This is a genomic window from Kitasatospora sp. NPDC004799, from assembly GCF_040609095.1.
Lineage (GTDB): Bacteria > Actinomycetota > Actinomycetes > Streptomycetales > Streptomycetaceae > Kitasatospora.
On record NZ_JBEXJK010000066.1, the window covers coordinates 17,003 to 27,262 of the forward strand.

The 10,260-nt window shown below is 72.7% G+C and carries 12 protein-coding genes and 1 pseudogene; 5 read left to right on the forward strand and 8 right to left on the reverse strand.

Translation table 11 applies throughout. The features are described from left to right. Nucleotides 1–110 precede the first annotated feature (110 nt). The 4 genes from uvrB to zapE are packed head-to-tail and all read right to left on the reverse strand — an operon-like array spanning nucleotide 111 to nucleotide 4,036. Entirely contained in the window at nucleotides 111–2,201 is a 2,091-nt protein-coding gene (uvrB, locus tag ABZW03_RS11785; protein WP_355255249.1) for an excinuclease ABC subunit UvrB, read from the reverse strand. Nucleotides 2,202–2,245: 44 nt separating this feature from the next. Next, nucleotides 2,246–2,554: a helix-turn-helix transcriptional regulator gene (locus tag ABZW03_RS11790; protein ID WP_355255252.1), complete on the reverse strand. Its 309-nt coding sequence runs from the start codon at nucleotides 2,552–2,554 to the stop codon at nucleotides 2,246–2,248. Further along, complete coding sequence (locus tag ABZW03_RS11795) at nucleotides 2,551–2,931, reverse strand: type II toxin-antitoxin system RelE/ParE family toxin (RefSeq protein WP_355255255.1); 381 nt, start codon at nucleotides 2,929–2,931, stop codon at nucleotides 2,551–2,553. The genes ABZW03_RS11790 and ABZW03_RS11795 overlap by 4 nt, the downstream gene beginning before the upstream one ends. Nucleotides 2,932–2,989: 58 nt before the next feature. Continuing rightward, nucleotides 2,990–4,036, reverse strand: coding sequence for a cell division protein ZapE (zapE, locus tag ABZW03_RS11800; RefSeq protein WP_355255280.1), 1,047 nt, complete (start codon nucleotides 4,034–4,036; stop codon nucleotides 2,990–2,992). Nucleotides 4,037–4,146: 110 nt separating this feature from the next. On the opposite strand from zapE, the gene ABZW03_RS11805 reads away from it, so the two are divergent. From ABZW03_RS11805 to msrB, 4 genes are all read left to right on the forward strand, one after another. Then, complete coding sequence (locus ABZW03_RS11805) at nucleotides 4,147–4,932, forward strand: pyrimidine reductase family protein (protein WP_355255258.1); 786 nt, start codon at nucleotides 4,147–4,149, stop codon at nucleotides 4,930–4,932. Nucleotides 4,933–4,989: 57 nt separating this feature from the next. Beyond that, the gene (locus ABZW03_RS11810; protein ID WP_355255261.1) at nucleotides 4,990–5,451 is read left to right on the forward strand and encodes an indole-3-glycerol phosphate synthase; all 462 of its coding nucleotides are present in this window, start codon (nucleotides 4,990–4,992) and stop codon (nucleotides 5,449–5,451) included. 111 nt (nucleotides 5,452–5,562) lie between these two features. Further along, complete coding sequence (gene murC / locus ABZW03_RS11815; protein ID WP_355255264.1) at nucleotides 5,563–6,972, forward strand: UDP-N-acetylmuramate--L-alanine ligase; 1,410 nt, start codon at nucleotides 5,563–5,565, stop codon at nucleotides 6,970–6,972. A gap of 28 nt (nucleotides 6,973–7,000) precedes the next feature. Then, nucleotides 7,001–7,405, forward strand: a complete 405-nt coding sequence (gene msrB / locus ABZW03_RS11820) for a peptide-methionine (R)-S-oxide reductase MsrB (RefSeq protein WP_355255267.1) — start codon at nucleotides 7,001–7,003, stop codon at nucleotides 7,403–7,405. Nucleotides 7,406–7,483: 78 nt separating this feature from the next. Here msrB and ABZW03_RS11825 read toward each other — a convergent pair whose 3' ends face one another. The 4 genes from ABZW03_RS11825 to ABZW03_RS11840 form a co-directional block, all read right to left on the reverse strand. Beyond that, nucleotides 7,484–8,677, reverse strand: coding sequence for a cytochrome P450 (locus ABZW03_RS11825; RefSeq protein ID WP_355255270.1), 1,194 nt, complete (start codon nucleotides 8,675–8,677; stop codon nucleotides 7,484–7,486). After that, a complete protein-coding gene (locus ABZW03_RS11830; RefSeq protein ID WP_355255283.1) occupies nucleotides 8,674–9,231 on the reverse strand; it encodes an ATP/GTP-binding protein in 558 nt (185 codons plus the stop codon). Before ABZW03_RS11830 ends, ABZW03_RS11825 begins: the two co-directional genes overlap by 4 nt. 100 nt (nucleotides 9,232–9,331) lie before the next feature. After that, nucleotides 9,332–9,685 carry a DUF742 domain-containing protein gene (locus tag ABZW03_RS11835; RefSeq protein ID WP_355255273.1) on the reverse strand — a complete coding sequence of 118 codons (354 nt, stop codon included), beginning with the start codon at nucleotides 9,683–9,685 and terminating at the stop codon, nucleotides 9,332–9,334. Then, on the reverse strand, nucleotides 9,682–10,113 hold the full coding sequence (locus ABZW03_RS11840) for a roadblock/LC7 domain-containing protein (RefSeq protein WP_355255275.1): 432 nt from the start codon (nucleotides 10,111–10,113) through the stop codon (nucleotides 9,682–9,684). Before ABZW03_RS11840 ends, ABZW03_RS11835 begins: the two co-directional genes overlap by 4 nt. A gap of 47 nt (nucleotides 10,114–10,160) precedes the next feature. Here ABZW03_RS11840 and ABZW03_RS11845 point away from each other — a divergent pair. Then, nucleotides 10,161–10,260 (forward strand): annotated as a pseudogene (locus ABZW03_RS11845) (GntR family transcriptional regulator); the annotation flags it as partial.

The following is a 10,260-nucleotide window of genomic DNA, read 5'->3' on the forward strand; positions in this document are numbered from 1 at the left end:
CGGCCTCCTCAGGGTTTCCCCGTTTGTGGCAAGGCTGAGACACCCGCGGTCTTGACCGGTGCCATTCCGGCCAGCACCGGTCGCCGCGCGGGTGCGCCCCTCCCGTTCCGTCAGGCCACCCCGGCCTCGCGCATCTGCCGCAGCTCCTTCTTCAGCTCCTTGACCTCGTCGCGCAGCCGGGCCGCGACCTCGAACTGGAGGTCGGCGGCGGCGGTGTGCATCCGGTCGGTCATCTCCTGGATCAGGTCCGCCAGTTCGGCGGCCGGCAGGGACTTGGCCGGCTTGCGCTCGGCGCCCAGCGACGGCACCGGGGCCTTGCCCTTGCCCTGGTTGCGGTAGCCGGTGGAGAGCAGCTCGTCGGTGTCCACGTCCTCGCGGGCGAGGGTGTCCAGGATGTCGCCGATCTTCTTGCGCAGCGGCTGCGGGTCGATCCCGTGCTCCTTGTTGTAGGCCTGCTGCACGGCCCGGCGGCGGTTGGTCTCGTCGATGGCCTTCTCCATCGCGGGGGTGATCTTGTCCGCGTACATGTGGACCTGGCCGGAGACGTTGCGGGCGGCGCGGCCGATCGTCTGGATCAGCGAGGTGCCGGAGCGCAGGAAGCCCTCCTTGTCCGCGTCCAGGATCGCCACCAGCGAGACCTCGGGCAGGTCCAGGCCCTCGCGCAGCAGGTTGATGCCGACCAGCACGTCGTACCGGCCCGCCCGCAGCTCGCGCAGCAGCTCCACCCGGCGCAGGGTGTCCACGTCGCTGTGCAGGTACCGGACCCGGATGTCCAGGCCGAGCATGTAGTCGGTGAGGTCCTCGGCCATCTTCTTGGTCAGCGTGGTGACCAGCACCCGCTCGTCCCGCTCGACCCGCTTGCGGACCTCGTGCACCAGGTCGTCGATCTGGCCCTCGGTCGGCTTGACGATCACCTCGGGGTCGATCAGGCCGGTCGGGCGGATGATCTGCTCGACCTGGCCGTCGCCGCGCGAGAGTTCGTACGGGCCGGGCGTCGCCGACAGGTAGACGGTCTGGCCGATCCGCTCCAGGAACTCCTCCCACTTCAGCGGGCGGTTGTCCATCGCGGAGGGCAGCCGGAAGCCGTGCTCGACCAGGGTGCGCTTGCGCGAGGCGTCGCCCTCGTACATCGCGCCGATCTGCGGGACGGTGACGTGCGACTCGTCGATGACCAGGAGGAAGTCCTCCGGGAAGTAGTCGAGCAGGGTGTTCGGCGGGGAGCCGGGCTCGCGGCCGTCGAAGTGCATCGAGTAGTTCTCGACGCCCGAGCAGGTGCCGATCTGGCGCAGCATCTCGATGTCGTAGGTGGTGCGCATCCGCAGCCGCTGGGCCTCCAGCAGCTTGCCCTGCTTCTCCAGCCGGGCCAGCGTCTGCGCCAGCTCCGTCTCGATGCCGGTGATCGCGCGCTCCATGCGCTCGGGGCCGGCCACGTAGTGCGAAGCGGGGAAGACGTAGACCGAGTCGTCCTGGCTGATGATCTCCCCGGTGAGCGGGTGCAGGGTGTACAGCGCCTCGATCTCGTCGCCGAACATCTCGATCCGGACGGCGAGCTCCTCGTACACCGGGAAGATCTCGATGGTGTCGCCGCGGACCCGGAAGGTGCCGCGGGTGAAGGCCACGTCGTTGCGGGCGTACTGGATGTCGACGAAGCGGCGCAGCAGGTCGTCCCGGTCGATCTCCTGGCCGACCTTGAGCGGGACCATCCGGTCCACGTACTCCTGCGGGGTGCCGAGGCCGTAGATGCAGGAGACCGAGGCGACCACGACCACGTCCCGGCGGGTGAGCAGCGAGTTGGTCGCCGAGTGGCGCAGCCGCTCGACCTCCTCGTTGATCGAGGAGTCCTTCTCGATGTAGGTGTCCGTCTGCGGGACGTACGCCTCGGGCTGGTAGTAGTCGTAGTACGAGACGAAGTACTCGACCGCGTTGTTCGGCAGCAGCTCGCGGAACTCGTTGGCCAGCTGCGCGGCCAGCGTCTTGTTCGGCGCCATCACCAGGGTGGGGCGCTGCAGCTTCTCGATCATCCAGGCCGTGGTGGCCGACTTGCCGGTACCGGTGGCACCGAGCAGCACGACGTCCTTCTCCCCTCCCCTGATCCGCCGCTCCAGCTCGGCGATCGCCGCCGGCTGGTCGCCGTTCGGCTGGAAGGGACTGACGACCTCGAAGGGCGCCACGGACCGCTCAATACTCGTGATGGGACGCACCACTCAACGGTACGACCCACCACTGACAAGCGGGCCGCCTTCGGTCAGGCCGCGTGCGCCTCGAAGCTCATCGCCGGCTCCCGGGTGGGGTCGATCCGCACGACGGAGTCGAAGGCGGCGGCCAAGCGCTCGATCAGCGGCAGGGTCGGATCGACCCCGCTCTCCTCGATGCTCTCGACCGTCGCCTCGTCCAGCCCGGCCCGCGCGGCGAGTTCGGCGAGGGACCAGCCGAGCGCGGACCGGCGGGCGTACACGGCCTCGGCCAGCGCCATCCGCCGCCCGGCCGCCCGGTACTCCTCGCTCTCGCGGTGCTCCGGCGGCACGACCCAGCGGGTGTGGTAGCCGCTGCTCATCGCAGCTCCTCCCGGTCGTAGATCTCGTGATCGGCGGCGGGCAGGTGCTCCCCCTCGCAGACCTTCTGAGCGCGGCGCGCCCGTTCGACCTGATCGGTCTCACGGTTCCTAGTCTTGCGGAAGACCGTCAGCAGCACAGCCCTCCGGCCCGGTGCGAGCCAGTACGTGATGCGCATGGGCCCGATCCGCAGCTCCCGCAGCGGCCCGCCCAGGTGGCTCGACAGCGGGAACGGCAGCGTCTCACCGTCCTCGGCGAGCCGGTCGGCGGCCCGCTCGGCCGCACGGTACTCCGCGACCGGGCAGTTCTGGAGCCAGACCCGCACCTCGGGCTCGATCTCGATCGCGTAGCCCGTCCGCCGGGGTTCCTCACCGGTCACGCCTCTCCCCCTCGCTCGGCAACCGGAACAACGGCCGAGCGAGGGGGGAGGTCACGAATCAGGCCTTGGCGCTGTCGCGGGCGAGGGCGACGAGGCGGGAGATGGCGCGCAGGTACTTCTTGCGGTAGCCGCCGCGGAGCATGTCCTCGGGGAAGACCTGGTCGAAGGGGAGGCCGGAGGCGGTGATGGGGAGCTCGCGGTCGTACATCCGGTCGGCCAGGACGACCAGGCGCAGCGCGGTGGACTGGTCGTCGACCTGCTTGACGCCGCGCAGGCAGACCGCGGTGACGTCGTCCAGCAGCGCGCCGTAGCGGCTGGGGTGGACGGCGGAGAGGTGGGCGAGCAGGGCGTCGAAGTCGTCCAGCGAGGCGCCGGGGGTGCGGGCGGCGGCCGCGGCGACGGCCTCGTCGGTGTACGGCGGCGGGGCGTCCGGCAGGCCGCGGTGGCGGTAGTCCTGGCCGTCGATCCGCATCGGGCGGAAGTGCGCGGACAGGCCCTGGATCTCGCGCAGGAAGTCGGCGGCGGCGAAGCGGCCCTCGCCGAGCTTCTCCGGCAGGGTGTTCGAGGTGGCGCACAGCTTCACGCCGTTCTCCACCAGTCGGCCGAGCAGCGTGGAGACCAGCACGGTGTCGCCCGGGTCGTCCAGCTCGAACTCGTCGATGCAGAGCAGCGTGTGCCCGGAGAGGGTCCGCACGGCCTGCTGGAAGCCGAGCGCGCCGACCAGGTTGGTCAGCTCGACGAAGGTGCCGAAGGCCTTGGGGCCGGGGGCGGCGTGCCAGAGCGAGGCCAGCAGGTGGGTCTTGCCGACGCCGTAGCCGCCATCGAGGTAGACCCCGGCCGGGCCGGTGGGCGCGGGCGCGGAGCGGCGGAACCAGCCGCGCTTGGGCGCGGAACCGTTTCCCCTGCCGAGGGTGCCCGCGAACTGCTCCAGGACCTGGACGGCCTCGTACTGGCTCGGCTGGGTCCCGTCCGGGATGTACGTCCCGAAGCTCACGTCGGCGAACCGGGGCGGCGGGACCATCTCGGCGACCAGCCGCTCGGCGGGCACGACGGGACGGCGGTCGGTGAGCGCGATCGGCGAGCCGGACACGGGTGCGGCGGCTATCGGCTCGGTCGCGGTTGCGGAGTGGGAGGCAGCGGGCACATCAGTAGAGGGTACGCCTGCCCCGTACGCCGTCCGAACGACCCGCGGCCCCGCGGTGGAAGACTGGGGACATGCAACAGTTGATCAGCCCGCTGAGCGGGCGGCTCGCCGATCCGGCCGCACTGGAATCGCTCGCCGCCGTCTACGCGTACCCCGAACAGGTGAATCAGGGGCGTCCCTGGCTGCGCGCCAACATGGTGTCCGGCCTGGACGGCGGGGCCGGGCTGGACGGCCTGTCCGAGGGCCTCTCCGGGGACGCCGACAAGCGGATCTTCGGGGTGCTGCGGGCGCTGTCGGACGTGGTACTGGTGGGCGCGGAGACGGTCCGCGCCGAGGGATACCGGCCGGCCCGGGCGCGCAAGGAGTTCGCGGCGGCCCGGGCGGCGGCGGGGCAGGCGCCCGCCCCGGCGATCGCCGTGGTGAGCCGCTCGCTGCAGCTGGACCTGACCGCGCCGCTGTTCACCGAACCGCTGGTCAGGACGGTGGTGATCACCACCGCCGACGCCTCCCCGGAGCGCCGCCGGGCGGTCGCCGAGGTGGCCGACCTGGTGCTCGCCGGCACCGGTTCGGTGGACCTGCGGGCGGGTGTGGCGGCCCTGGCCGAGCGGGGCTGGACCCGCCTGCTGACCGAGGGCGGCCCGCGCCTGCTGGCGCAGCTCACGGCGGCCGGCCTGCTGGACGAGCTGTGCCTGTCGCTGGCCCCGCTGCTCACCGGCGGCGACGCGCCGCGCATCCTGCACGACGCCGAGATGCCGGACGTCCAGCGGATGCGGCTGGTCTCATTGATCGAGCAGAAAGGATTCCTCTTCACCCGCTACCTGCGTCACCCGGGTTCGGATGACCCCGTGACCCCCTGATCGTGATCCCGTTATGCGATGCCGGGGCCCGGGGGCCGGCCACTGGAAGGGACTCACGTGTTCAAGACGGTACTGATGATCGAAAAGGCGCTCTCCGACGCGGACGTGGAGCTCGTCACCACGCTCCACGGCGAGGAGAAGGTGTCCTTCGTCGTCCTGATGCAGCCGCGCGGCAAGCAGGACGAACTGCTGCGGGCGCTCGACGACGTCGCCCTCGGCCACCTCGACAAGGTGGTGCACGAGCACGACGAGTCCGAGAGCGCGCCGACCCTGGCCACCGAGTCGCTGGAGCACAGCCTGCGCCACCTGCGCTCGGCGGGGGCCGAGGCGGTGGGCGAGCTGGTCGAGGAGAAGCCGCTGGAGCGGCTGCGCACGGTCGTCGAGGAGCAGCGGGCGGACGAGGTGGTGGTGCTCACCTCGCCGCACTTCGTGGAGGAGTTCTTCCACCGCGACTGGGCCTCCCAGGCCCGGCACAAGGTGGGGGTCCCGGTGCTCCGGCTGTTCGCCAGCGACTCCTAGCCCGGCGCGCCGGTGGTGCAGAATCGTCCTTGCGGTCCGCCCGCGAGGACGATTCCGTCTTCCCGTCCCGTCCGCCCGACCTGTCTGCCCCCGCCCGTACGGAGCCACGCCTTGAACGACGCCGCGCACGACCTGCACGCCCCGCACTTCATCGGCATCGGCGGCGCCGGGATGTCCGGCCTGGCGAAGATCCTCGCCGTACGCGGCGCCAGCGTCTCCGGCAGCGACTCCAAGGAGTCCGAGACCGTCCTCGCGCTGCGCGCCCTCGGCGCCACCGTGCACGTCGGCCACGCCGCCGAGCACGTGCCGGACGGCACCAGCAGCGTGGTCGTCTCCAGCGCGATCCGCGCCGACAACCCGGAGCTGGTCGCCGCCCACGAGCGCGGCATCCCGGTGGTGCACCGCTCCGACGCGCTGGCGGCGCTGATGGGCGGCCGCCGGGCGCTCGCGGTGGCCGGCACCCACGGCAAGACCACCACCACCAGCATGCTCGCCGTCGCCCTCGGCGAGCTGGGCCTGGACCCGTCCTACGCGATCGGCGGCGACCTCGACGCGCCCGGCTCCAACGCCCACCACGGCACCGGCGGGATCTTCGTCGCCGAGGCGGACGAGAGCGACCGCAGCTTCCACAAGTACGCGCCCGAGGTGGCGATCGTGCTCAACGTGGAGCTGGACCACCACGCCAACTACGCCTCGATCGAGGAGATCTACGAGTCCTTCGAGACCTTCGTCGGCAAGATCGTCCCCGGCGGCACCCTGGTGGTCTCGGCCGACCACGAGGGCGCCCGCGAGCTCACCTCCCGGGTGGCCGGCCGCGCGGACCTGAACGTGGTGACGGTCGGCGCCGCCGAGGACGCCGACCTGCGGGTGCTGTCGGTGGTCGCCCACGGCATGACCAGCGAGGTCACCGTGCTGCTGGACGGCGCCGAGCTGACCTTCACCGTCTCGGTGCCCGGCCGGCACTACGCCCACAACGCGGTGGCCGCGCTGGCCGCCGGCGTCGCGCTGGGCGTCCCGGCCGCCGACCTGGCCAAGGCGCTCGGCGCCTACACCGGCGTGCGCCGCCGCCTGCAGCTCAAGGGCGAGGCCGGCGGGGTCCAGGTGATCGACTCCTACGCCCACCACCCCACCGAGATGACCGCCGACCTGGAGGCGATCCGCGAGGGCCTGACCGGCGGGGGCCGGGTGCTGGTGGTCTTCCAGCCGCACCTGTTCAGCCGCACCCAGCAGCTCTCCGAGGAGATGGGCCGGGCCCTGGCGCTGGCCGACGCCTCGGTGGTGCTGGACATCTACCCGGCCCGCGAGGACCCGATCCCCGGCGTGACCAGCGAACTGATCATCGACGCCGCCCGCCGGGCCGGCGCCGAGGTCACCGCCGAGCACTCCTTCGCCGCCGCCCCCGCCCTGCTGGCCGGCCTCGCCCGCCCGGGAGACCTGCTGCTCACCATGGGCGCCGGCGACGTCACCAACCTGGGCCCGGAAATCCTGGAGCACCTCGCGAACGTTGCTTCCAACGTCTGACGTACGTCCACCGCGACCGGGAGCCGTGATGAGCTACGAGATCGAGAAGACCGAGGCCGAGTGGCGCGCCCAGCTCAGCCCCGAGGAGTACCACGTGCTCCGCGAGGCGGGCACCGAGCGCCCGTTCACCGGTGAGTACACCGACACCAAGACGGTCGGCGTCTACGCCTGCCGGGCCTGCGGATCGGAGCTGTTCAGCTCCGAGACCAAGTTCGACAGCCACTGCGGCTGGCCGTCCTACTACGCGCCGCTGGCCGGGGACCGGGTCCAGTACATCGAGGACACCTCGCTCGGCATGCGCCGGGTCGAGGTGCGCTGCGCCCGCTGCGGCGGGCACCTCGGGCACGTCTTCGAGGGCGAGGGCTACGGCACGCCGACCGACCAGCGGTACTGCATCAACAGCGTCTCGCTGACGCTCAGGCCGGCCGGGTAACGGCGGACGGCGTGAAGGCCCGGACTCCGCGTCCGGGCCTTCGCGCTACCCGGGCCTTCGGGCCGTCCGGGCCCCGCGCTACCCGGCGACCGGGGCGAAGCGGACCGGGAGGTGCGTCAGGGCGCGGTGGAAGGGGCCCGGGCGCCAGATCAGGTCCTCGGCGGGGGTGGACAGTTCGAGGTCGCTGAGCCGGCTGCCCAGCTGCTCGATGGCGGTGATCGCGATCAGCAGGGCCGGGTCCCGGGCCGGGCAGGCGTGCGGGCCCGCCGCCCAGGCCAGGTGGGCGCTCTCGCCGCTGCGCAGCCCGCTGCCGTCGGTGGGCGGCGCGGCCTGGGAGTTGGCGGCCGCGTACGAGACCAGGACCAGCGTGCCGGCCTTGATCTCCCGGCCGTGGAAGGTGATGTCGTACCGCGGGTAGTGGGCCGAGAGGTTGGCCATCGGCGGCTCGTGCCAGAGCACCTCGTCGATCGCCTGGTGGGCCGTCATCGCCCCGCCGAACAGCGAGCCGGCGTAGCGGGCGTCGGTGAGCAGCCGCAGCAGGGCGTTGCCGATCAGGTTGGTGGTCGGCTCGTGCCCGGCGATCAGGGTCAGGGTGATCTGCCGGATCACCTCGTCGTCGTCCAGCCCGACCGGGTGGGTGACGTACCAGGAGGCGAGGTCGTGCCGGGGGCGCTCGCGGCGCTCGGCGACCATCGCGGTGACCACCTCCAGGAGCTTGCCGTACGAGGCGCCGGCCTTGGCGGTGGACTCGATCAGCCCGGTGATCGCGGCCACCACCTCGACGCGCTGCTCCTCCGGCACGCCGAACCAGGTGGTGAGCGCGAAGGCGGGCAGCTGGCGGGCGTACTCGGCGATCAGGTCGGCGTGCCCCACGGCGGCGAAGCGGTCGATCAGCCGGTGCGCGGTCCCCGCGACCTGGCGCTGGAGCCGGTGCGGCTCGAACAGCGCGAGGGCGTCGGTGATCACCGCCCGGTAGCGCGCGTGCGTCTCGCCGTCGCTGAACAGCGCGGTCGGGCGGTAGCCGAGCACCGGCAGCAGCGGGGAGTCCGGCGCGACGGTCCGCTGCCAGGCCCGGGAGTCCTTGGAGAAGGTGTCGGTGTCGCGCAGCAGGTCCAGCGCGGCCTGGTAGTCGGTGACCAGCAGGGCCTCGACGCCGGGCGCGACCTCCACCGGGGCGACGGCACCGTGCCGCCGCAGCCGCTCGTAGACCGGCTGGGGGTCGGCGGCGAAGGCCGGGCCGTGGATCGGGGTCGGGCGGGGCTCGACGGTCACGGCTGCTCCGGGGTGGCGGGGGCGGCGGGCAGGGCGTCCAGGACGTGCTCGGCCAGCGCGATCAGCACGTCCAGGCTGCTGTCGCGCTCCCGGGCGTCGCAGAGCAGCAGCGGCGTGGCGGCGTGCAGGTCCAGGTGGGTGCGCAGCACCTCGACCGGGTGGTCCGGCGCGTCCGGGAAGCGGTTGACGGCGACGGCGTACGGCAGGCCCTGCTCCTCGACCATGTCCATGATCTCGAAGGAGTCGGCCAGCCGGCGGGTGTCGGCGAGCACCAGCGCGCCCACGGCGCCGCGGGCGATGTCCTGCCAGAGCGGGAAGAAGCGGCGCTGGCCGGGGGTGCCGAACATGTAGAGCACCACGTTCCCGGGCAGGGTGAGCCGGCCGAAGTCGACGGCGACGGTGGTGGTGCTCTTCTCGGGCAGGCCGGCCAGGTCGTCCACCGGGCGGCCGGTCTCGGTCATCGCCTCCTCGGTGTGCAGGGTGGCGATCTCCGAGAGGGTGCGGATGAGGGTGGTCTTGCCGACCCCGAACGGGCCGGCCACCACCAGCTTCATCAGCGTCTGGTCCCGGTCGGGCAGGTAGCCCACCCCGGCCGGCCGCTCCGTCCCTCCGGGCCGGCCTGTCTGGTCTTCCGGGTCCGGCCGGACGGCCGGGTCACCGGAGCGCACGGAGTCCAACGAGGAGCCTCTCGACGATGGAGCGGTCGGTCTGCTGGGCGCGCGGGATCGGCGCGCGGGCGTGCAGGCAGCCCGCCTCGACCAGGTCGGCCGCGAGGAAGACGGTGGCACTGACCGGCAGGCGCAGGTGTGCGGCGGCCTCCACCACGGTCAGCGCGCCGGGGCGCAGCAGCTCCCAGAGCCGGCGGTGTTCGGGTTCGAGCGCGTCCGGCGGGTCGGCGCGGTCGGCGAACAGCACGGTCAGCCGCTCGAAGCCCTTGGTGCCGGGGCGGCTGCGGCCGCCGGTGGCCAGGTAGGCGGGCACCATCCGCCTGCGGGGGACGGCGGTCATGACCGGCCGTCGTCGTCCTGCCGCCTGGTCGGGCTCGCGAGCGCGCGACCGAGGGCGGCGACCTGCAGCTGCATCTGGTAGGCCACGTTGCCGAGTTGGGCGTCCGGCGAGGTGAACACGGCGAGCGAGGTGTTCTCCCCGGCGGGCACCACGATGGCGTAGCCGAGGTCCGACTCCACCACGGTCTGGGCCAGCCGGGGCCGCTCGGCGTCGGTGAACGCGGTGGTGAAGGCCCGGGCGGCGGCGTGCACGGTGGCGGTCATCGCGGCGACCCGCTCGGCCGAGGCGCGCTCCAGGCCGGCCGAGGCGCCCTCGACCAGGCCGTCCCCGGTGGCGACGACCGCGTGCAGCACCCCCGGCAGCTCCAGCAGCGGGGTCAGCACCCACGAGATCTCGTCGGTGGCGGTCGGGCTGGGCGTGCTGCTCACTGCTCGGCTCCTTCTGGGGTCGGACCGGTGCTCTGGCCACCGGGGTCACGGCCGGCGACTTCGCGGCCGGCGACCTCCTGGAAGTCCGCCGGCACGTCGAGATCCCGGTCGCCGGCTACGCGGCGCTGCGCCGGACCCCGGAGGACC

Excerpts from the sequence above, each read along its gene's own strand:
- ABZW03_RS11790 (WP_355255252.1), bottom strand. The coding sequence starts at position 2,554 with ATGAGCAGCGGCTACCACACCCGCTGGGTCGTGCCGCCGGAGCACCGC.
- ABZW03_RS11805 (WP_355255258.1), top strand. The coding sequence starts at position 4,147 with ATGCAACAGTTGATCAGCCCGCTGAGCGGGCGGCTCGCCGATCCGGCC.
- msrB (WP_355255267.1), top strand. The coding sequence starts at position 7,001 with ATGAGCTACGAGATCGAGAAGACCGAGGCCGAGTGGCGCGCCCAGCTC.
- ABZW03_RS11830 (WP_355255283.1), bottom strand. The coding sequence starts at position 9,231 with ATGAAGCTGGTGGTGGCCGGCCCGTTCGGGGTCGGCAAGACCACCCTC.
- ABZW03_RS11835 (WP_355255273.1), bottom strand. The coding sequence starts at position 9,685 with ATGACCGCCGTCCCCCGCAGGCGGATGGTGCCCGCCTACCTGGCCACC.